Annotated in this window: 14 protein-coding genes and 3 pseudogenes; 15 read left to right on the top strand and 2 right to left on the bottom strand. The window is 69.3% G+C overall.

Annotated features, from left to right (window positions below; all coding sequences use genetic code 11):
- Window positions 1–166: 166 nt before the first annotated feature.
- The 5 genes and pseudogenes from AA983_RS01580 to AA983_RS01560 all read left to right on the top strand — a co-directional run bounded on the left by AA983_RS01580 (window position 167) and on the right by AA983_RS01560 (window position 5,016).
- Window positions 167–793: a TetR/AcrR family transcriptional regulator gene (locus tag AA983_RS01580; RefSeq protein WP_047310473.1), complete on the top strand. Its 627-nt coding sequence runs from the start codon at window positions 167–169 to the stop codon at window positions 791–793.
- Window positions 794–919: 126 nt separating this feature from the next.
- Window positions 920–2,556 (top strand): annotated as a pseudogene (locus tag AA983_RS01575) (AMP-binding protein).
- Between the two features lie 68 nt (window positions 2,557–2,624).
- Window positions 2,625–3,128, top strand: coding sequence for a tRNA (cytidine(34)-2'-O)-methyltransferase (locus tag AA983_RS01570; RefSeq protein WP_047310472.1), 504 nt, complete (start codon window positions 2,625–2,627; stop codon window positions 3,126–3,128).
- Window positions 3,129–3,200: 72 nt separating this feature from the next.
- Window positions 3,201–4,460 (top strand): glucose-1-phosphate adenylyltransferase family protein, encoded by a 1,260-nt coding sequence (locus tag AA983_RS01565; protein WP_231579497.1) that lies wholly within the window; start codon window positions 3,201–3,203, stop codon window positions 4,458–4,460.
- A 109-nt stretch (window positions 4,461–4,569) separates the two neighbouring features.
- Window positions 4,570–5,016: a hypothetical protein gene (locus AA983_RS01560; RefSeq protein ID WP_047310471.1), complete on the top strand. Its 447-nt coding sequence runs from the start codon at window positions 4,570–4,572 to the stop codon at window positions 5,014–5,016.
- Here AA983_RS01560 and AA983_RS01555 read toward each other — a convergent pair.
- Window positions 5,009–6,481 carry an NAD(P)/FAD-dependent oxidoreductase gene (locus tag AA983_RS01555; RefSeq protein WP_052946754.1) on the bottom strand — a complete coding sequence of 491 codons (1,473 nt, stop codon included), beginning with the start codon at window positions 6,479–6,481 and terminating at the stop codon, window positions 5,009–5,011. The two genes, AA983_RS01560 and AA983_RS01555, sit on opposite strands and share 8 nt — an antisense overlap.
- Window positions 6,482–6,556: 75 nt before the next feature.
- Window positions 6,557–7,345 carry an exodeoxyribonuclease III gene (locus AA983_RS01550; RefSeq protein WP_047310470.1) on the bottom strand — a complete coding sequence of 263 codons (789 nt, stop codon included), beginning with the start codon at window positions 7,343–7,345 and terminating at the stop codon, window positions 6,557–6,559.
- A gap of 732 nt (window positions 7,346–8,077) precedes the next feature.
- Here AA983_RS01550 and AA983_RS01540 point away from each other — a divergent pair.
- The 10 genes and pseudogenes from AA983_RS01540 (at window position 8,078) to nirD (ending at window position 21,275) form a co-directional block, all read left to right on the top strand.
- Window positions 8,078–8,857 carry an SDR family oxidoreductase gene (locus tag AA983_RS01540; RefSeq protein ID WP_047310468.1) on the top strand — a complete coding sequence of 260 codons (780 nt, stop codon included), beginning with the start codon at window positions 8,078–8,080 and terminating at the stop codon, window positions 8,855–8,857.
- Between the two features lie 20 nt (window positions 8,858–8,877).
- Window positions 8,878–9,432: an orotate phosphoribosyltransferase gene (gene pyrE / locus AA983_RS01535; protein ID WP_047310467.1), complete on the top strand. Its 555-nt coding sequence runs from the start codon at window positions 8,878–8,880 to the stop codon at window positions 9,430–9,432.
- 88 nt (window positions 9,433–9,520) lie between these two features.
- Window positions 9,521–12,106, top strand: a pseudogene (gene nirB, locus AA983_RS01530) (nitrite reductase large subunit NirB).
- Window positions 12,106–12,591 (top strand): nitrite reductase (NAD(P)H) small subunit, encoded by a 486-nt coding sequence (locus tag AA983_RS01525; protein WP_052946752.1) that lies wholly within the window; start codon window positions 12,106–12,108, stop codon window positions 12,589–12,591. Before nirB (AA983_RS01530) ends, AA983_RS01525 begins: the two are co-directional and overlap by 1 nt.
- Before the next feature lie 109 nt (window positions 12,592–12,700).
- On the top strand, window positions 12,701–14,152 hold the full coding sequence (locus AA983_RS01520) for an MFS transporter (RefSeq protein WP_047310466.1): 1,452 nt from the start codon (window positions 12,701–12,703) through the stop codon (window positions 14,150–14,152).
- Window positions 14,152–16,383, top strand: coding sequence for a molybdopterin oxidoreductase family protein (locus AA983_RS01515; RefSeq protein ID WP_082128615.1), 2,232 nt, complete (start codon window positions 14,152–14,154; stop codon window positions 16,381–16,383). Before AA983_RS01520 ends, AA983_RS01515 begins: the two co-directional genes overlap by 1 nt.
- Entirely contained in the window at window positions 16,380–17,918 is a 1,539-nt protein-coding gene (locus AA983_RS01510; RefSeq protein WP_047310465.1) for an FAD-dependent oxidoreductase, read from the top strand. The genes AA983_RS01515 and AA983_RS01510 overlap by 4 nt, the downstream gene beginning before the upstream one ends.
- Window positions 17,918–18,178 (top strand): annotated as a pseudogene (locus AA983_RS01505) (DUF4031 domain-containing protein); the annotation flags it as partial. The gene AA983_RS01510 and the pseudogene AA983_RS01505, both read left to right, overlap by 1 nt.
- A gap of 104 nt (window positions 18,179–18,282) precedes the next feature.
- Complete coding sequence (gene nirB / locus AA983_RS01500; RefSeq protein ID WP_047310463.1) at window positions 18,283–20,922, top strand: nitrite reductase large subunit NirB; 2,640 nt, start codon at window positions 18,283–18,285, stop codon at window positions 20,920–20,922.
- Complete coding sequence (nirD, locus tag AA983_RS01495; protein WP_047310462.1) at window positions 20,919–21,275, top strand: nitrite reductase small subunit NirD; 357 nt, start codon at window positions 20,919–20,921, stop codon at window positions 21,273–21,275. Before nirB (AA983_RS01500) ends, nirD begins: the two co-directional genes overlap by 4 nt.
- Window positions 21,276–21,309 lie beyond the last annotated feature (34 nt).

Genomic DNA, 21,309 nt, shown 5'->3' with positions numbered 1-21,309 from the left:
CCTTTGAGCACCGCGTGACGTGAGTCACTCGCAAACTCAGTTAATCACAATTAACTGAAAGGTGGGGCGTCGGATGGCGTTGTTGCGCTGGAGTGTCCACGGTTCACATGTCGTTTCGGTTAACTGTGCTTAACTGAAATCTCCAGCAACCGAGAGCGAGACGGTTATGACGGCGACCGACGCGGCGGCGGACACGCGCACCGCCCGCGAACGTGGCAAGGCCGAGCGTCGTCAGCAGATCCTCGACGCCGCGGCCGAACTCATCGCCGACCGTGGTCTCGCCGGCGTCCGGCTCGAAGACCTCGGCAAGGCCGTCGGCATCAGTGGCCCGGCGGTCTACCGACACTTCGCCAACAAGGAAGCCGTTCTCGAGGAGCTCCTCGTCGGCATCAGTGAGTACCTCCTTACCCACGGCTCTGCGGTCGTCGAGGCGGCCCCAACACCGCAGGCCGCGCTCGAATCGCTCGTCGACTTCCACATCGACTTCTCCTTGACGAAGCCCGCACTCATCCGGGTGCAGGGGCGCGATCTCGCGAGCCTCGACGCCGACGCCCGCCACACGGTGCGTCAGTTGCAGCGCCGCTATGTCGAGATCTGGGTGCGCGTTCTGTGCGCTCTCGACCCCGAACTCTCCGTCGAGAGCGCACGCATCAAGGCGCATGCCGGGTTCGGCGCCCTCAACTCGACACCGCATTCCAGTGGCCGCACGGCCCCCCTCGCCGAGTCTCAGGGGGAGCGCACCCGCGCCGTCCTGCGTCAGATGGCGCTCGCCGCGCTCACGCCGTCGCGCTGAGACGGCCGAAGAATTTCGGTTAACAACCATTAACTGAACCCTTGTGATGTGGTTCACTGGCCGGACCGACCTGTGACCCCAGTCACCGTGCGCGTGCCCGGACGCCGCGCCGAAAGGGAGCTGACGATGACCGAAACGCTGGACGCCGCACTCAGTCACACGCGCGGTGAGACGGACACCCCGCTGATCGAGCAGACGATCGGCGACAACCTCGACGCCACCGTCGAGACCTACGCCGATCACGAGGCGCTCGTCGACATCGAGAGCGGCCGTCGCTGGACCTACGGCGAGTTCCTCGCCGACGTCGAGACGCTCGCTGCGGGCCTGCTCGAAGCCGGCGTCGAGCAGGGCGATCGCGTCGGTATCTGGGCGCCCAACTGCCCCGAATGGACCTTGACGCAGTACGCCACCGCGAAGATCGGCGCCGTCCTCGTCAACATCAACCCGGCCTACCGCAGCCACGAACTCAAGTACGTACTTGAGCAGGCGGGCATCTCCACACTCATCTCGATGCCGAAGTTCAAGACGAGCAACTACGCGCGCATGATCGAGCAGGTCAAGGACGAGTGCGAGCAGTTGGCGCGCATCGTTTTCATCGGTAAGCAGACCTGGGACGACCTCTTCGCCGCCGGGCGCGACGCGGGGGAGCGCGGCGTCGCCGCCGTCCGCGAGATACAGGCCGGTCTCGACAACGGCGAGGCCATCAACATCCAGTACACGAGCGGCACGACGGGCTTCCCCAAGGGCGCGACGCTGAGCCACCGCAACATCCTCAACAACGGCTTCTTCGTCGGCGAGCTGTGCAGCTACACAGCCGACGACCGCGCCTGCATCCCGGTGCCCTTCTACCACTGCTTCGGCATGGTCATGGGCAACCTCGCGTGCACGACGCACGGCGCCGCCATGATCATCCCCGCGCCCGGTTTCGACCCGGTCATCTCCCTGCGAACCGTCGAGGCCGAGCGCTGCACGAGCCTCTACGGCGTCCCGACGATGTTCATCGCCGAACTGGCCCTCGACAACTTCGACGAGTTCGACCTCACGAGCCTGCGCACCGGCATCATGGCCGGCTCGCCGTGCCCGGAGCACACGATGCGCCAGGTGATGGAGAAGATGCACATGGAGGAGGTCTCCATCTGTTACGGCATGACGGAGACCTCGCCGGTGTCGCTGCAGACGCGTAAGAACGACACCGTCGCGCAGCGCACGCAGACGGTCGGCCGCGTCGGTCCGCACCTCGAGGTGAGCATCGTCGACCCGTGACCAACGAGGTCGTCGGCCGCGGCGAGCCCGGCGAGCTGTGCACCAAGGGCTACTCGGTGATGCTCGGCTACTGGGAGCAGGACGACAAGACGGCCGAGGCGATCGTCGACGGCTGGATGCACACCGGCGACCTCGGCGTCATGGACGAGGACGGCTACGTCGCCATCACCGGGCGCATCAAGGACATGGTGATCCGCGGCGGCGAGAACATCTACCCGCGTGAGATCGAGGAGTTCCTCTACAACCACCCGGACATCGTCGACGCGCAGGTCATCGGCGTGCCCGACGAGCGCTTCGGCGAGGAACTCATGGCGTGCGTGCGCCTGCGGGACGGCGCCGAGGAGCTCACAGCGGAGTCGCTACGCGAGTACTGCAGCGGCAAGCTCGCCCACTACAAGGTGCCGCGCTACGTGCGTGTCATGGACGAGTTCCCCATGACGGTGACGGGCAAGATTCGCAAGATCGAGCTGCGCGAGCAGGCCTCGGAGTACATGAAGTGATGCCGGTCGCCGGCGCGCGAGCAGCCCTTGGGGTTCGCTCGCGCGCCGGCATCCGTTAGGTTCGCCGCGTGCAGATCGTCCTCGTTCACCCGCAGATCGCGCCCAACACGGGCAACGTCATCCGGCTTGCGGCGAACGTCGGGGCGAGCCTGCACCTCGTCGAGCCGCTGGGCTTCTCGATGGACCACCGTCTCCTGCGCCGCGGCGGGCTCGACTACCACGAGCTGACGGAGGTGCACGTTCATGCCGACCTCGATTCAGCCCGCGAGGCGTGCCCGGGCCGGTGGTTGGCGCTGACCTCCCGTGGCGCTCGTCGGTATGACGAGGTCGACTACCGCAGCGACGACGTTCTCGTCTTCGGCTGTGAGGCATCCGGTTTGCCTGACGAAGTGCTCGCTACCTTCGCTACGGACGAGCGTGTGCACCTGCCGATGGCGCCGGGTAACCGAAGCCTCAACCTCGCAAATGCCGTCGCCGTTGTCGCCTACGAGGCGTGGCGTCACCTCGGCTTCGAGGGAGCGGGCGGGGCGGCGACGAGCATCGAGGCGATTGCGGCGCAGCCCCTCGACTGAGGCTGTCACGACTCGCGTCGCCCACCCCGGCGAGTGGTTGTGAACGCCGGTGGCGCCCGGCAGGATTGGCGCATGGCCGACTCGATGCCCCTGCCCCGCGCACCCAAGGTGCTCGCCATCGTCCAAGCCGGCGGAAAGGGCTCCCGCATGGGAGCGCTCACCGCCGACCGCGCGAAGCCGGCTCTGCCTTTCGGAGGTACTCACCAACTCATCGACATCACCCTGTCGAACGTCGCCAACTCGGGCATCGGCTCGGTGTGGGTTTCAGTGCAGTACCAGGCCGGTTCACTCGACGAGCACCTCCAGCACGGGCGGCCGTGGGATCTCGACCGCAACGTCGGCGGCTTCCGGCGCGTCGTGCCCGACGAGGTCGACGCCGTGCGCACCGGTGGCTTCGCAGCGGGTAACGCGGACGACCTCTACCGCATCCGCCGGGAGATCGAGCGCGAGGACGCCGACGTCGTCGTTGTCCTGAGCGCCGACCAGATCTTCGCCCTCGACCTGCGCGACGTCATCGCGGCTCACCTCGAGACCGGGGCCGCCTGCACCATCGTCACCACGCAGGTGTCGCGCTCGCAGGCCTCCGACAAGGCCGTCGTCATCACGGACGCCACCGGCAAGGTGACGCGCGTCGAGGAGAAGCCCGAGAACCCGGAGAGCACGACGATCTCGGCGGAGATCTTCGTGTACGAGAAGGACGCCCTCCTCTCGGGCCTCGACAAGGCCGAGAAGGCCACCCGCCCTGACGACGGGAAGGGTGACGACGCCGTCGACGAGACGGGCCTCGGTGACTTCGCGGAGCACCTGCTGCCGCAGATCATCGCGGACGGCCTGGTGCGCACGTACCCGCTCGAGGGGTACTGGAAGGACATGGGGCGACCGGAGTTGTACCTCGCGGCGCACCGTGACCTCGTGCGCGGCGTCGTGCGTGTCTTCGACGACGTCGACTGGCCGATGCGGACGCTCGCGACGAACAGGGGCGCGGCGCGGGTCCGTGCGGGGGCCGTGGTCGAGGAGAGCGTCATCTCGCCCGGATGCGACATCGCGGGAACGGTGCGGGGTTCGACGCTCGGCCCCGGCGTCGTCGTGCGCGAAGGTGCCGTGGTCGAGGACAGCGTCATCTTCGACGCGTGCGTCATCGAGCGCGAGGCCGTGGTCAGCACGTCCATCCTCGATGCGAACGTCGCCGTCCGCGCGGGCGTTCGCGTGGGAACGTCGAGCGCCGGTAAGCGAGCCCACGATGACGCGATCGCCGTAGTGGGGCACGACAGTGTGGTGCGATCCGATGTCGTGGCAGGGAGCCAGATCGACCCGGGAAGCACCGTCGCCTGAGGCGCTGACATTGCCGCTCACCTGTGGACAACGATGCCTGCGCAGGGTTGTCCACAGGCCCGAAGGCTGCTCTCGGCAGCGACGAACCGCCTCGCTCTAGCGTCGGACCATGACGCTCCTCGACGACACCCAGATCCAGGAGGGCGGCGCCGACTTCATTGTGTTCGGTGTGCTCTTCCTTGCCCCCGTCGTGCTGTTCGGCGGCCTGACGCTCTGGCTCATCACGTCACATGCTGCGATGACGAGCCTGCGCAAACGGCCGAGGCTTCTCGTCGACACGTTCGACGGGTGGCGCCGCTGGCGCACGCTCGTCTGGGCACTGCCGGTGCTGGGCCCGCTCGTCTACTTCGTCGCCTGGGTGTCCCGTCGCTCGCAACTGATGCCCGAGCAGTTCGAGGCAGCGCGTGAGCCGTTCCCGGAGATGCCGCCGATCCGCGGTTTCGTGCCGCCAACACCGATGCAGCCGCCGCCGGGGTACCTCCCGCGCCCTGGCTCCGTTCCGCCGGCACCGAACGACCCGTGGCAGCCGCCCAGCGGCGGCGGCCGGCTCAGGTGAACAGGAAGTCGATCGCGTCGGGCCGTGTGAGGCGCTGTTCGTACTCGCCGACGCCCCCGGGCCACAGGGTGCGGTTCTCTCCATCGTCATCGAGGTACCAGGACGTGCAGCCGCCTTGGCGCCACACGGATCGTTCGCTGCGCTCGCGCATCTCGCGGGTGAAGGCGGGCACGAGTTCGGGGCGCACCTCGACCGATGACGCTCCGCGGCGGTCGCGCTCGTCGAGCAAACGCATGACGTGGGCGATCTGCGCTTCGACCATGAGCAGAACGCTCGTGTGACCGAGGCCGGTGTTCGGTCCGAGCAGCATGAAGAGGTTGGGGAAGCCCGCCATCGTCACGCCGAGGTAGGACTCGACGCCGCTCTGCCACTCCTCGGCGAACGAACGACCGTCACGTCCGGCGATCTGCAGGTGCGCGTAGGAACCCTTGGGGTCGAAGCCGGTGGCGAGCACGAGTGCGTCGAGCTCGTGGACGGTGCCCTCCTCGGTGACGACGCCGTCGGGCATGACGGCGACGATCGGCTCGGTGACGACGCTGACGTCCTCGCGCACGAGAGCGGGGTAGTAGGTGTCGGAGAGGACGACGCGCTTGCACCCCATCGTGTAATTGGGGGTGAGTTTGCGGCGCAGGTCCGGGTCCTTCACCTGGTTCTTGAGGTGTCGTGACGCTTCGCGCGAGGCGATCTCGAGCAGCTTGGGGTGGCGGTCGAACGCGACGGCGCGCAGATCGTTCTTTCGGCGTAACGCCTCACGGTGAACGCGCATGAGGGCGGGGTGACGGCGGAAAAGGTCGATCGTCGCGTCGGAGTACTCGTCGTTGTTCTGCGGCATGATCCACGGCGCGCTGCGCTGGAAGACGGTGAGGTGCTCGGCGTCCTCGGCGAGCGGCGGGATGCACTGCACGGCAGACGCGCCGGTGCCGATGATGCCGACGCGGCGGCCGAACATCGACGTCTCCTGCGGCCATGACGCGGTGTGGATGAGTTCGCCGCCGAAGGTGTGCAGACCGTCGATGAGCGGGATGTGCGGCATGTGCAGTGCTCCGACGCCGAGCACGAGGGCGCGGGCCGTGACGACGGAGACGGAGCCGTCGCTTCCCATCGAGGTGACCTGCCACGTGCCGGAGGCGTCGTCGTAGGCCGCGGCCTGCATCCACGAGTCGAACCGCACGTGCTCACGCAGCCCGTGCTTCTCGACGACCGAAAGCAGGTAGTCCTGGATGACATCGCCGCTCGAGTACGTGTGTGACCAGTACGGGTTGAGGTCGAAGCTGAACGAGTACAGGTGGCTGGGCACGTCGCAAGCGACGCCGGGGTAGCGGTTCTCGCGCCACGTGCCGCCGATCTCGTCACCCTTCTCGAGGATGACGAAGCTGCGTCCGGCGGCCTTCAGCGCAACGGCCATGCCGATGCCGGAGAACCCGCTTCCGACGACGACGACGTCCACTTCGGCCACTGCACTCACGCATTCCAACCTAACGGTCTGTGCGCGCCGGGGACGGTACCGACACTGCCCGGTGGCCGCCCGATGTGTGCGGCGTCAGTCGAGATCGACGATGACAGGCGCGTGGTCGCTCGCGCCCTTGCCCTTGCGCTCGTCACGGTCGATCTGCGCGCCCTCGACGCGTTCGGCGAGCGCGGGGGAGCACAGGGCGAAGTCGATGCGCATGCCCTGCTTCTTCGGGAAGCGGAGCTGCGTGTAGTCCCAGTACGTGTAGGTGCCCGGGCCGGGGGTGAAGGGGCGCACGACGTCGCTGAAACCTGCGTCGATCATGGCCTGGAACGCGTCCCGCTCGGGCGGTGTGACGTGGGTCTTGCCTTCGAAGAAGCCCATGTCCCACACGTCCTCGTCGGTGGGGGCGATGTTCCAGTCGCCCATGAGCGCGATCTGGGCCAACGGGTCCTCGGCGAGCCACTTCGCACCGTCGAGACGGAGCCGTTCGAGCCACTCAAGTTTGTAGGAGTAGTGCGGGTGGTCGATCTCGCGGCCGTTGGGCACGTAGAGCGACCAGGTGCGCACGCCGCCGCAGGTCGCGCCGATGGCGCGGGCCTCGGCCGCGATCGGGTCACCGAAACCCGGCATGTCCTCGAAGCCGATCGAGATGTCCTCGAGCCCGACGCGGGAGGCGATGGCGACGCCGTTCCACTGGTTGAGGCCGTGGTGGGCCACCTCGTAGCCGGCCTCTTCGAAGCGCGCCATGGGGAACTGCTCGTCCTTGCACTTCGTCTCCTGCATGGCGAGCACGTCGACGTCGTGACGCTCGAGGAAGGCGACGACGCGGTCGACGCGGGTGCGGATGGAGTTGACGTTCCATGTGGCGATTCGCATGCCCCCAACCCTAGAACGCGCCGCCGACAACCCCCGAAAAGCAGGTGTCCTACATGTACTCCGTCCAATCCGCCCCATCGACCGTGACGGGGAGGCTCTCCTGGAAATAGGTGAGGGGATGCGCGGCGAACGCTCCCTTTCGGGGATCCCGGATGCGCACTGGGCGGTTGTGGATCCACGGGCCGTACACGTGCTCCCCACCTCGATCGGGGTGTCGATCCAGGGGCGGTTCTTGCAAGAGGTGTCGCCAAGCAATCAGTGTTGCCCAGGCGTCCTGTGGGGTGAAGGGGCACAAGGAAATGTCGACCCAAACGGTGAGTTGCCACGAGCGAGCTGGGTTCGGGGTCAGATACATGTCACCGACTCCTGCGCAACGCACCTGATGGGGAGATCGGCGGATGGCCGCAAGGCAGTCCGTCACCTTTGCCGCCTCGACGACGAAGGTGGACAGGGAGATGTCCGTGACGCCAATGGTGAGCAGTGCTCCCGTCGGAGACTTGTGCGGCTGGTAGTCCCCGAGGCCGTCAAGGTCCGTCACTTGGTCTGGCATCTTCCCTCCGGGTGGTTCCCTCGGCTTCCTCCCCGCCGCCCAAGGGCCTCGATCCAAGGTGGGTAGCGGCGGGCATGCCGCTCAATGACCTTTCATGTGATCTGCGTCATGTGCGAAGTCTGGGGTTCCGGATGACCCGAATTGACCCGTTGCGCTCGCCTCTCGCATGTCAGAGTGAAGCCATGACAACAGCACTCGTCACGGGAGCCAGCGCCGGGATCGGCCGGGAATTCTGCGAACAGCTCGCCGCACGTGGGCACGACCTCGTCGTCGTGGCCCGACGGGCCGAGCGGCTCGAGGAGATCAAGGCCGAGATCGAAGCCCGCCACGGCGTGAAGGTCGAGGTGCTCGCAGCCGACCTCGCCGTCGCGGACGACCTGCGCCGCGTCGCCGAGCGCGTGGGTCGGCGTGACGAACCCGTCGACGTCCTCGTCAACAACGCAGGCTTCGGCGTGAAGACCTCGTTCCTCGACACTCCTGTCGAGAAGGAGATCGAGTCGGTCGACGTCATGGTCAAGGCCGTCGTCGTGCTCACCCATGCCGCGGCGGGCGCGATGGTCGAGCGTCGACGTGGCACCGTCATCAACGTGTCGTCGGTCGCGAGCTTCATGGCGAGCGGCACGTACTCGGCCGCCAAGTCGTACGTCACCGTGTTCAGCGAGTCCATCGCGGCGCAGCTGCACGGCACGGGTGTCACCGTCACCGCGCTGTGCCCCGGCTTCACACACACGGAGTTCCACGAGCGCGGCGAGATCCCCGTCGACAAGACCAGCCCGCTGGCCAAGCGGCTGTGGCTCGACGTCGATCGGCTCGTGCGCGACGGTCTCGCCGACGTCGACGCGGGCAAGGTCGTCTCCGTACCCGGCCGCCAGTACAAGGCCATTACCGGCCTGCTGCGCGTCGTGCCGCGCCCGCTCGTGCGCAGCCCGCGTCTGAGCAACCGCCACCGCCCGCGCGACTGACGTTTCCTAGAATCGCTGCCATGACGAACATCGACGCCGATCGCGCCGCGCTGCTGCAGCTCATCAAGGACCAGGCCATCGTCCACGGAAAGGTGACGCTGAGCTCCGGCAAGGAGGCCGACTATTACGTCGACCTGCGCCGTATCTCACTCTCCGGCGAGGCCGCGCCTCTCGTCGGTCGCGTCATGCGCGACCTGACGTCCGACTTCGACTACGTCGCCGTCGGTGGCCTGACGCTCGGCGCCGACCCGGTCGCCACGTCGATGCTCCACGCCGCGGCCGCCGCAGGTGAGCGTGTCGACGCGTTCGTCGTCCGCAAGGCGGGCAAGGCGCACGGTCTTCAGCAGCGCATCGAAGGCCCGTCGATCAAGGGTCGTCGCGTGCTCGTCGTCGAGGACACGACGACGACCGGCGCGTCGCCACTCGAAGCCGTTGCCGCGTGCCGCGAGGAAGGCGCCGAGGTCGTCGGCGTCGCCACGATCGCCGACCGCGCCACCGGCTCCAAGGAGAAGATCGAGGCCGAGGGCCTCACCTACGTCAGCGCGTTCTCGATGGACGATCTCGGCCTCGCGTAAGGCTGCCCTTCTGGGACGAAAGCCCCCTCCCACGAGGGCCGCGCGGCCCTAGCGTGATGAGCAAAGGCTCATCACGTTCGGAGGACACATGACGCAGCCCGCCCGCACCCAGGTCGTCGTCGTCGGCGCCGGCATGGTGGCGCAGAAGTTCGTCGAGGCGTTGCGCGCCAAGGACGTCGACGGCCGCTGCGCTATCACGGTCCTGGGCGAGGAGTCGCTCGCGCCGTACGACCGCGTGCACCTCACGAGCTTCTTCTCCGGCACGACGCCGCAGGAGCTCCTGCTCGGTGACCCGGCGCTGTGGGACGACGACCTCGTCACGCTGCGCACCTCGACGCGCGTCACGCGCCTCGAGCGCCCCGAGCAGGTCGTCGTCACGGACGTCGGCGAGCGCATCGCCTATGACCATCTCGTGCTTGCCACCGGGTCGAGCGCGGCCGTCCCGCCCGTCGAGGGGCGCGAGTCGACCGGCTGCTTCGTCTACCGCACCCTCGACGACGTCGAGGCGCTGCGCACGTACGTGGCCGACCGCGCACTCGCCCATCCGGAGCGTCAGGTGCGCGGCGCCGTCATCGGCGGTGGTCTGCTCGGCCTCGAGGCCGGTGGTGCGTTGCAGGCGATGGGAGCCGACACGGCGGTCGTCGGGTTCGCCGACCGCCTCATGCCCGTGCAGGTCGACGCGGGTGGCGGTGAAGACCTCAAACGCATCATCGAGGGCACCGGCGTGCACGTGCGCACCTCCACGGCGACCGCGCGGATCAACGCCGACGACGACGGTCGCGTCGTCTCGATGGACTACGCGAGCGGGGAGAACGACCCGGTCGACGTCGTCGTCTTCGCCACCGGCATCCGCCCCCGCGACGAGCTCGGGCGTGAGGCGGGCCTCGAGATCGGTCCGCGTGGCGGCGTCGTCGTCGACGCTCACTGCCTGACGAGCGACCCGGCCATCCACGCCATCGGCGAGGTGGCGTGCATCCAGGGCGAGGTGTGGGGCCTCGTCGCGCCCGGCTACACGATGGCGGAGATCGCCGCCGCGCACCTGCTCGGGGAGGCGCCCGACTTCACCGGCGCCGACAGCTCGACGAAGCTCAAGCTCATGGGCGTCGACGTCGCGAGCTTCGGTGACGCCTTCGCCACGACGCCCGGGGCGCGCGAGGTGGTCTACTCCGACGCCCTGAGCGGTTGGTATCGCAAGCTCGTCGTCGCCGAGGACGGCCACACCCTGCTCGGCGGCGTGCTCGTGGGTGACGCCACGGCGTTCCCGAGCCTGCGCGCCATGATCGGGCAGGACGTCGGCGCGCCGAGCGCGTTCGTCATCCCGGAGGACGAGCGCGGCGAGAAGGCGCAGGTCAACCTCGAACTGCCCGACGACGCCGGCGTCTGCTCGTGCAACAACGTGAGCGCCGGACAGATTCGTGCGGCGTTCGCCGACGGCGCGACGAGCGTCGACGCCGTCAAGGAATGCACGAAGGCTGGCACCTCGTGTGGCTCGTGCCTGCCGCTCGTCATCAAGCTCGTCGAGGTCGAGCAGGCCAAGGCCGGCATCACGATCGACCGGTCGCTGTGCGAGCACATCCGCATGTCGCGCAGTCAGCTCTTCACCGCCACCGGGTGGCCGATCTGCACACCTTCGACGACGTCATCGAACGTTTCGGCACCGGGCGCGGCTGTGACGTGTGCAAACCGACCGTCGCCAACAACCTCGCCAGCCTCGAGAACGGCCACGTCCTGTCCGGGCAGCAGGCGAGCATGCAGGACACCAACGATCACGTGCTGGCCAACATGCAGAAGGACGGTACGTACTCGGTGGTGCCGCGCATCCCCGGGGGTGAGGTGACGCCGGCCGGGCTCATCGCCATCGGGCGCATCGCCGAGACCTACGGCCTCTACACGAAGATCACCGGCGCTCAACGCATCGACATGTTCGGCGCGCGGATCGACCAGCTGCCGGCCATCTGGAAGGATCTGCTCGTCGCCGGGTTCGAGTGCGGGCAGGCGTACGGCAAGGGCCTGCGTGCCGTGAAGTCGTGCGTCGGCTCGACGTGGTGCCGTTTCGGGGTACGCGACTCGGTGCGTCTCGCCATCGACCTGGAGACGCGCCCCAAGGGGCTGCGCAGCCCGCACAAGCTCAAGATGGGGGTCTCGGGGTGCGCCCGCGAGTGTGCCGAGGCGTGGCAAGGACGCCGGCATCATCGCCACCGAGAACGGCTGGAACCTCTACGTCGGCGGCAACGGCGGGTTCAAGCCGGTGCACGCGCAGCTACTCGCCGAGGATCTCACCGAGGCCGAACTCATCACCGCCATCGACCGGTTCTTCATGTTCTACATCTCGACGGCCGAGCGGCTGCAGCGCACCGCACCCTGGCTGCAGGAGCTCGACGGCGGCATCGAGCACCTGCGTGAGGTGATCTTCGACGACGTTCTCGGTATCTGCGACGACCTGGACGCCATGATGGCGCGGCACGTCAACGCCTACGCCGACGAGTGGCGCGAGGTGCTCGAGGACCCGCAGAAACTCGCGCAGTTCACCGGGTTCGTCAACGACGAGACGAGCGTCGACCCCGACCTGCTCTACCTTGTCGAACGCGATCAGATCCGCCCCGCCACCCCGCAGGAGAAGGCCGACCCGTCGCTGCACCTCGTCGGCCCCCGCATCCCCGTGAGGAGTGCCTGATGTCCCGACCGTCGACCTCGACTGAGAGCACCTCGAACGTGAGCGTTTCGAACGCGCCCGATCTAGAGGGCTGGACTCGCGCGTGCGACGCCGACCGACTCGTGCCGGAACGCGCCGTGGCTGCCCTGGCCCCGGACGGCGCGCAGGTCGCCGTCGTGCGGACGGCGGACGGCCGGCTGTTCGCCGTCGGCCACCACGACCCGTATGCGCTCGCCAACGTCATTGCGCGCGGCGTCGTCGGGACGCGCACGGTGGCGGACGAGACAGCGTCGGAGAAGACAGGGCAGGAAGCGACCGGGCAGGAGCGGGTCGTCGACGTCATCCAGTCGCCGCTCTACAAGCAGGCCTTCGACCTGGCGACGGGGGAGGACGTCGAGGACCGCAGCGTGAGCCTGGGCACCTGGGCGGTGCGTGAGCGCGACGGCGTCATCGAGCTGGGGGAGCGCACGAGCGAGGCGCGCCACCCGGAGCGCACGACGCGCTGAGCGCGGCGGTGAGACGGATGTTGCCTGCCGGAAACATGAGGCGGACTCGCGCGTAACACGCCGCTCCTAGCGTCATCGGCACATCCCACCGATGCGCGAGGAGCACCTCATGACGCTGGCCCACCGCGGTGATTCACCGACCGCCACCGCTGCCGCCACCCCGGCCCCGGCCGCCCGATTCACCCGCCGAGCAGGCCGCTGGATCGACGACTGGGATCCGGAGAACGCCGCGCAGTGGGGTCACCACGGCGGAGCGCAGACCGCCCGCCACAACCTCGCCATCTCGGTGTTCGCGGAGTTCCTCGGCTTCGGCGTCTTCGCGCTGTGGGGCATCGTCGTACCGCAGCTGGCCACGTACGGCTACACCGGCAGCGCGGCGCTGAGCGAGACGCAGCAGTTCTGGTTGCTCAGCATCCCCACCCTCGTCGGGGCGAGCCTGCGCATCCCGTACACGTTCGCCGTCCCGCGCTTCGGGGGTCGCAACTGGACGATCGTCTCCGCGCTGCTGCTCCTGCTGCCCGCCGTCGGCCTGGCCCTCGCCGTCGGGCAGCACGCGAGCTTCGGGGTGCTGCTCGCCGTGGCCGCGCTCGCCGGCTTCGGTGGCGGCAACTTCGCCAGCTCGATGACGAACATCTCCTTCTTCTACCGCTCCTCCGAGAAGGGCAAGGCGCTCGGCCTCAACGCGGCCGGCGGCAACCTGGGGACGGCGGCCGTCCAGTTCGCCATCCCCCTCGTCGTCACCTGGGGGGCCACGACCGCCGTCACCGGCGCTCAGGTGCCCAACCTGCCGTTGGCGGGCTGGATCTTCGTGCCGTTCATCCTGCTCGCGGCGCTGCTCGCCTGGCGCAGCATGGACAACCTCTCGGTCATCGCCGGGTCGGGTGACCGCGGCGGTTTCGAGATGGCGAGCCGCGCCCGTCACACCTGGATCCTCGCGTTCCTCTACGTCGGCACGTTCGGCTCGTTCATCGGTTTCGCCGGCGTCTTTCCCAAGATCATGTCCGACGCGTTTCCCGCCCACGGCCTCAAGCTCGCCTTCCTCGGCGCGCTCGTCGGCTCGCTGACCCGCCCGCTCGGCGGCGTCATCGCCGACCGCGTCGGCGGCTGGCGTGTCACCGTCGTCAGCTTCGTGGCGATGGCGTTCGGTGCGCTCGGCGCGATCCAGGCGCTGCAGGGCAAGAACTTCGGCCTCTTCATGGCCGCGTTCCTGCTGCTGTTCGTCTTCACCGGCATCGGCAACGGGTCGATCTACCGGATGATCCCAGCGGTGTTCGACGCCACGGCCACGGACACCACCGACGACGGTCGACGTCGCACCCGGCGCGTCGCGGCGGGCGCCATCGGCATCGTCGGCGCCGTGGGTGCCTTCGGCGGGTTCGTCGTGCCGCAGATGTTCGCGCTGAGCAAGGCCTCGAGCATCTCGGCGATCGCCCCGAAGGGCACGATCGTGCCGGCGCTCTACGGCATCATCGCGCTCTACCTCGTCATGGCGTTCGTCGCCTGGTTCGCCTACGGGCGTCGGGGTGCGGGGCTCGGTGACGCCGGGCAGGTGGGCATCTGATGGCGACCTCGACCCATTGCCCCTACTGCGCGTTGCAGTGCGGCATGCGGCTGACCCCCGGCAATGACGGGGCCGGCGCCGTGAGCGTGACACCGCGCGAGTTCCCGACCAACCGCGGGGGCCTGTGCCACAAGGGCTGGACGTCGGCCGCAGTGCTCTCGACGCCCGACCGGCTGCTGCGTCCACTGGTGCGCGACGCCGACGGGTCGCTCGTTAAAACGACGTGGGACGAGGCCTACACCCGCATCGTGCGCGGGGTGAAGCGCGCTCGCGCTCGCAGCGGCCCCGACGGTGTGGCCGTCTTCGGCGGAGGTGGCCTGACCAACGAGAAGGCCTACACGCTGGGCAAGTTCGCCCGCGTCGGGCTCGGCACGGCGATGACCGACTACAACGGGCGTTTCTGCATGAGCTCGGCCGCTGCAGCCGGGGGCCGGACTCTCGGGCTCGATCGGGGGATGCCGTTTCCGCTCGGCGATCTCGACGGCGCGGACGCCGTCATGCTCGTGGGCAGTAACCCGGCCGAGACGATGCCGCCGTTCGTGCAGCACCTGCGCTCGGCGCGCGAGCGGGGCGGGCTCATCGTCATCGACCCACGTCGGACGCCGAGCGCGGCCCTGACGGACGACGGCGCGGGCGTTCACCTTCAACCGCTGCCGGGCACCGACATCACCGTACTCATGGGGCTGTTGCACCTCGTCATCGTCGGTGGCGGTGCGGACGAGCGTTACCTCGCCGACCGCGTCACCGGTTGGGACGCCGTCAAGCGGTCGGCCATGATGTGGTGGCCGGAGGCCGTGGAGCGGGAGACGGGCATCCCGGTCGCCGAACTTCGTTGTGCGGCAAAGATCCTCATGAAATCGGCTCCCGTCGTCGGCGGGCACGGCGCGTACGTGCTCACCGGGCGCGGCGCGGAGCAGCACGCCCACGGCACCGACACGGTGAGCGCCGCGCTCAACCTTGCGCTGGCCCTCGGACTGCCCGGTCGGGTGGGTTCGGGCTACGGCTGTCTCACCGGTCAGGGCAACGGCCAGGGTGGACGCGAGCACGGGCAGAAGTGCGATCAACTGCCCGGCTATCGCAAGATCACCGACCCGGCCGCCCGCGCGCACATCGCCGAGGTCTGGGGCGTCGAGGAGAGCGACATCCCCGGCCCCGGGCTGCCGGCCGTCCAACTGCTCGACGCGCTCGGCACGCCGGAGGGCGCCTCGATGCTCTTCGTGCACGGCGCAAACCCCGTGGTGAGCGGGCCGCGTTCCGGCCGCATCGCCGAACGGTTCGCGGCGCTCGACACGCTCGTCGTCACCGATTTCGTCCTGTCGGAGACCGCCGCGATGGCCGACGTCGTCCTGCCCAGCCTGCAATGGGCCGAGGAGGAGGGCACGATGACCAACCTCGAGGGGCGCGTGCTGCGCCGACGTCGCGCCGTGCCCGCTCCCGACGCGGCCGACGGGCCGCGGGACGAACTGCGTATCTGGCACGAGCTCGCCGAACTGCTCGACGCCCCGGCCGGTTTCGCCACCGACCCCGCCGATGCGTTCGACGAGTTGGCGCGCGCCTCGGCGGGCGGCATCGCCGACTATTCCGGCCTCAGCCACGCCGCGCTGGACGCCTGGGAACTCGCGGACGACGAGGGCGGCACCGGGGCGTTCTGGCCTGCCGTGCGTGACGCGATGACGCGCCCCGACCCGCGCACCGTCGGCACGCCCCGGCTGTTCCTCGACCGCTTCGCGACGCCCGACGGGCGCGCCCGGATGATCGACGTGCGCTCGGCGGGCGTGGCCGACGACCTCCGACCAGACGCGCCGCTCTACCTGCTCACCGGCCGTCTGCTGCAGCACTATCAGTCGGGCGCCCAGACGCGCCGCGTGGCCGAGCTCAACGGCATCGAACCCGAGGCGTTCGTGCAGATCCACCCGCTGACGGCCGCACGCCTCGGCATCGGCGAGGGCGACGACGTCGAGGTGCGCACCCGCTCCGGTGCCGCCGTCGGCGTTGCGCGCCTCAGCAATGACATCCGCCGCGACTGCGTCTTCATGCCGTTCCACTTCGCCGGGCGCGGCGCGGCCAACCTCGCCACCAACCCCGCGCTCGACCCGGTGAGCTCGATGCCGGAGTTCAAGGTGTGCGCTGCCGCGGTGGCGCGGTTCGATGAGCAGGACGCGCCGACTGGCGACGATGACGCTGCTCACGGCGAGCACGCAGCACGCGCCGGCCAGGCGGTGCGCGCATGAGCCGCCCGCCGCGCGTCGTCGTCATCGGGCACGGCATGGTGGCGGCCCGCTTTCTCGACGACCTCACCCGGCACGCCGAGCGCACCGGCGCGGCCTTCGACATCACGGTGCTGGGGGAGGAGCCCTATGAGCCGTACAACCGGCTCATGCTCTCGGAGGTCGTGGCCGGGCGCGCCGACCTCGCGTCCCTCACGCTGCCGGCGGCGCCCGAGGACGTCACCGTGCATGCGGGGACGGTGGCCGTACGCCTCGAACGCGAACGTCGTGTCGTCATCGATGCCGAGGGGCGCGAGCACCCGTATGACCTGGCGGTCTTCGCCACCGGTGCCGAGTCCGTCATGCCGCCCATCCCCGGCCTCGGCGCCGGAGGTGGCCAGGGCGTGCGCGCGGTGCGTACCATCGACGACTGCCGCGAACTGCTGGCCGCCTGCACCCCGGGGCGGCGGATGGCGGTGCTCGGTGGCGGTCTGCTCGGCGTCGAGATCGCCTGCGGCCTGCGCACCCGCGACGTCGACGTAACGCTCGTGCATCGCGGTGGGCACGTCATGGATCGCCAGCTCGACGCCCCGAGCGGTCAGATGGCGGCCGCCGTCCTGGGCGACCTCGGTGTCGACGTGCGGGTGACGAGCGGCATCGTCCGGGTTCTGCGCGAGAAGGAGCATCTTGTCGGCATCGAACTGGCTGACGGCGAACGGCTGGACATCGACGGTCTCGTCGTCAACACGGGAGTCAAACCGAGAGCCGAGATCGCCAGGGCCGCAGGTGTTCCCGTCGACATCGGCATCCTCGTGGACGAGCGGTTGCGTGCTCTCGACGACGATTCGGTGGCCGCCATCGGCGACTGTGCGCAGACCGACGCGGGGTGCCCCGGCCTCATCGCGCCGGGGTGGGAGCAGGCCGGCCGGCTGGCGCGTGAACTGTGCGAGAACGACCAGGCCGCGACCGCGCCCCGGAGCGCACCGATCCCGCAGCCGACACCGCAGGCCACCCCGGAACCCCGGCCCGAACCCGAGGTCAGCATCGTCAAACTCAAGGCCGTGGGGCTCGACGTCGTCGCGCTCGGCGAGCCCTTGCCCGACCCGTTCGCGGCGCATGCCCAGGGCCTGCGGGTCCTCACCCTGAGCGACGTCGGCGAGCGCCGGTCGGCCACCATCGCCGTCGACGGCGAGCGCATCGTCGCGGGGGTCGTCGTCGGGTCGCCGCGGGTGGCGGCCGATCTCATGAGCGCGTATGAACGGCGGACGCCGTTGCCGCTCGATCCGGCCCACCTGCTCGTCAAGGGCGCGTCCAACCCCGACGCGGTGCCTCAGGCGGCCGGCCCGACGGCGCTGCCGAGCACGGCCACGGTCTGTCGCTGCAACGGGGTGAGCAAGAAGGAGATCGTCGACGCGCACGTCGAGGGAGCGCGGTGCGTCGAGGACGTCGCCGCCGCCACGCGTGCGACGACGGGGTGCGGCAGTTGCACCGCGACTGTGTGCGGCATCCTCGAATGGATGGACGAGGTGAACCCGGCGCAGGAGGCGACAATGGCCTGATGGCCGTTCTCATCGATCCGCCGGCGTGGCCCGCGTGGGGCACCGTGTTCAGCCACCTCGTCTCCGACGTCTCGCTCGACGAGCTGCACGCGTTCGCCGCCGCGCACGACGTGCCGCGCGCCGCGTTCGACCACGATCACTACGACGTGGCCGCGCGCCAGTACGACGATCTCGTCGCGGGCGGTGCGGAACCGGTGCGGGGCACCGAGCTCGTGCGTCGCCTCATCGCCTCGGGGCTGCGGGTGCGGGCTCGCGACCGCTGAGCAGGCCGCGGTGAGGGAGATGTTGCATCCCTGAAACAAACCCGCCGGTCACGCGAAACACGGCCTCCCTAGGTTCGAGGGCAACAACCGCAGGAGGATTCATGAGCGAGCAGATCGAGCAGGCCCGACCCCGCGAACGCGTCGTCGTCATCGGCGCCGGCATGGTGGCCCACCGTTTCGTCGAGGCGATGCGGTCGCGCGACGACGCGGGCCGTTTCGACATCACGGTGCTCGGCGACGAGCCGCGTCCGCCGTACGACCGGGTGGCGCTCACGAGCTACTTCACGGGGCGCGACCCGGAGGATCTCAACCTCGGCGGGGCCGAGCTGTGGGCCGACCCCCGCGTCACCCTCGCCAAGCGCACCGAGGTGACGGACGTCGACCGCAACGCCAAGGTGGTGACGACCGCCAAGGGCGTCCGCCACCCCTACGACCATCTCGTGCTCGCCACCGGCAGCTACGCCGCGGTGCCGCCCGTCAAGGGCAACGACCTGCAGGGTTGCTTCGTCTACCGCACGATCGACGACGTCGCGGCGCTGCGCGGGTACGTCGAGGAGCTGCGTGCGGCCCACCCCGAGCGGCCCGTGCGCGGCGCCGTCGTCGGTGGTGGTCTGCTCGGTCTCGAGGCGGCCGGTGCGTTGCAGGCGCTCGGCGCCGAGTCGACCGTCATCGAGTTCGCGCCGCGTCTCATGCCGTTGCAGGTGGACGACGGCGGTGGCCAGGAGCTGCGCCGACTCATCGAGAACCTCGGCGTCGAGGTGCGCACCGGCACGGCCACCCAGCGGGTTCTGGCCAAGCGCGGACGCCGGGTCACCGGCATGGAGTTCGCCGACGGCGAGAAGATCGACGTCGACGTCGTGGTCTTCGCCACCGGCGTGCGCCCGCGTGACGAACTGGCCCGTGCTGCCGGCCTCGAGGTCGGTGAGCGTGGCGGTGTCGTCGTCGACGACCGCTGCCTCACGAGCGACGAGAGCATCCACGCCATCGGTGAGGTGGCGTGCATCCAGGGTCGTGTCTGGGGTCTCGTCGCCCCCGGCTACACGATGGCCGAGATCGCCGCCGACGCGCTGCTGGGTGGGGAATCGAGCTTTCCCGGCGCGGACACCTCGACCAAGCTCAAGCTGCTCGGCGTCGACGTCGCGAGCTTCGGTGACGCGTTCGCCACGACCCCCGGTGCGCTCGAGGTCGTCTACTCGGACTCGGTGACCGGTTCGTACAAGAAGCTCGTCGTCTCCGACGACGCGCAGACCCTGCTCGGCGGCATCCTCGTCGGGGACGCCAGTGCCTACGCCGGGCTGCGACCGCTCGTCGGACGCCGGCTGGGCGCCGACCCGTCGTCGTTCATCGTGCCGGCCGGCGCGGGGGAGGGCGCGGCGTCCTCGCTCGAACTGCCCGACGACGCCGCGGTGTGCTCCTGCAACAACGTGAGCGCCGGTCAGATCCGTTCGGCGGTCGACGACGGCGCGTCGAACCTGGCCGACGTCAAGAGCTGCACGAAGGCCGGAACCTCCTGCGGCTCATGCCTGCCCATCGTCAAGAAGCTGTTCGAGTCGCATCAGGAGAAGGCGGGAATCGCCGTCGACCGGTCGCTGTGCGAGCACATCCCGATGCCACGCAGCGAACTGTTCAACGCCATCAAGGTGGCGGGCCTCGCGACGTTCAGCGAGATCATGGAACGCTTCGGTACCGGGCGCGGCTGCGACATCTGCAAGCCGACGATCGCCAACATCCTCGCGAGCCTGGGCGGCGGGCACATCCTCGCCGGGGAGCAGAGCACGCTGCAGGACAGCAACGACCATGTGCTGGCCAACCTGCAGAAGGACGGCACGTACTCGGTCGTCCCGCGAATCCCGGGCGGGGAGATCACCCCGGACGGGCTGCTCGTCATCGCCCAGGTGGCCAAGGACTTCGGGCTCTACACGAAGATTACGGGCGGCCAGCGCATCGACCTGTTCGGCGCGCGCATCGACCAGCTGCCGGCCATCTGGAAGCGCCTCGTCGACGCCGGGTTCGAGTCCGGCCATGCCTACGGCAAGAGCCTGCGCACCGTGAAGTCGTGCGTCGGGCAGAGTTGGTGCCGCTACGGCGTCCAGGACAGCGTGCGCATGGCCATCGACCTCGAACTGCGCTACCGCGGCCTGCGCAGCCCTCACAAGCTCAAGCTCGGCGTCTCCGGCTGTGCCCGCGAGTGCGCCGAGGCGCGCGGCAAGGACGCGGGCGTCATCGCCACGGAGAACGGGTGGAACCTCTACGTCGGCGGCAACGGCGGGGCCACACCCAAGCACGCGCAACTGTTGGCGCAGGACTTGTCGGACGCCGAACTCATCACCGCCATCGACCGGTTCTTCATGTACTACGTCTCGACGGCCGAGCGCCTCCAGCGCACCGCCCCGTGGCTCGAGGAGCTCGACGGCGGCATCGAGCGGCTGCGCGAGGTGATCTTCGACGACGCGCTCGGCCTCTGTGACGACCTCGACGCCATGATGACCCACCACGTGGGCGCCTACGCCGACGAGTGGCGCGAGGTGCTCGAAGATCCGGAGAAGCTCGCCCAGTTCACCGGGTTCGTCAACGACGCGACGGACGCCGACCCCGACCTGCTCTACGTCGTCGAGCGTGAGCAGGTGCGCCCGGCCACCGCCGACGACCGTGCCCGCGCGGCGGCGGGCGAGCTCGACCTCGTCGACTCCGAACGCCGTCCCGTCGTGATCGCCGGCTCGACGCTGGAGGTGCGCGCATGAGCGTCGTCTGCCCCGTCGAGCGGGTGCGTCCCGAACGTGCGGTTGCCGCCAAGGCCGACGACGGCGCCCAGGTCGCCATCGTGCGCACCGCGGACGGCGCGCTGCACGCCGTCGGGCACTACGACCCGTACGCCGAGGCCAACGTCATCGCCCGCGGCATCGTGGGGACGGCGACGGTCGCCGGTGAGGTGCGTGACGTCATCCAGTCGCCCATGTACAAGCAGGCGTTCGACCTCGCGACGGGTCGGTGCACGAGCGATCCGGACGTGACGCTCGGGGTGTGGGACGTGGCCGAGGAGGACGGGATGATCGTCCTGCGAAACAATCGGATCGCTCCGTCCGGGGTGGCCTAGGGTGCGTAGACCGATGGATCTGCCCATACATCTG

It is taken from the genome of Dermacoccus sp. PE3, assembly GCF_001021715.1.
Classification (GTDB): Bacteria; Actinomycetota; Actinomycetes; order Actinomycetales; family Dermatophilaceae; genus Dermacoccus; species Dermacoccus abyssi.
Note: the sequence above shows the minus strand (reverse complement) of the source record. Positions and strands in the feature narration are given on the sequence as shown.

What these genes read in the sequence shown, in the direction of transcription:
- AA983_RS01580 (WP_047310473.1), top strand. Translation starts at nt 167, where the DNA reads ATGACGGCGACCGACGCGGCGGCGGACACGCGCACCGCCCGCGAACGT.
- AA983_RS01565 (WP_231579497.1), top strand. Translation starts at nt 3,201, where the DNA reads ATGGCCGACTCGATGCCCCTGCCCCGCGCACCCAAGGTGCTCGCCATC.
- AA983_RS01560 (WP_047310471.1), top strand. Translation starts at nt 4,570, where the DNA reads ATGACGCTCCTCGACGACACCCAGATCCAGGAGGGCGGCGCCGACTTC.
- AA983_RS01550 (WP_047310470.1), bottom strand. Translation starts at nt 7,345, where the DNA reads ATGCGAATCGCCACATGGAACGTCAACTCCATCCGCACCCGCGTCGAC.
- AA983_RS01540 (WP_047310468.1), top strand. Translation starts at nt 8,078, where the DNA reads ATGACAACAGCACTCGTCACGGGAGCCAGCGCCGGGATCGGCCGGGAA.
- pyrE (WP_047310467.1), top strand. Translation starts at nt 8,878, where the DNA reads ATGACGAACATCGACGCCGATCGCGCCGCGCTGCTGCAGCTCATCAAG.
- AA983_RS01525 (WP_052946752.1), top strand. Translation starts at nt 12,106, where the DNA reads ATGTCCCGACCGTCGACCTCGACTGAGAGCACCTCGAACGTGAGCGTT.
- AA983_RS01520 (WP_047310466.1), top strand. Translation starts at nt 12,701, where the DNA reads ATGACGCTGGCCCACCGCGGTGATTCACCGACCGCCACCGCTGCCGCC.
- AA983_RS01515 (WP_082128615.1), top strand. Translation starts at nt 14,152, where the DNA reads ATGGCGACCTCGACCCATTGCCCCTACTGCGCGTTGCAGTGCGGCATG.
- AA983_RS01510 (WP_047310465.1), top strand. Translation starts at nt 16,380, where the DNA reads ATGAGCCGCCCGCCGCGCGTCGTCGTCATCGGGCACGGCATGGTGGCG.
- nirB (WP_047310463.1), top strand. Translation starts at nt 18,283, where the DNA reads ATGAGCGAGCAGATCGAGCAGGCCCGACCCCGCGAACGCGTCGTCGTC.
- nirD (WP_047310462.1), top strand. Translation starts at nt 20,919, where the DNA reads ATGAGCGTCGTCTGCCCCGTCGAGCGGGTGCGTCCCGAACGTGCGGTT.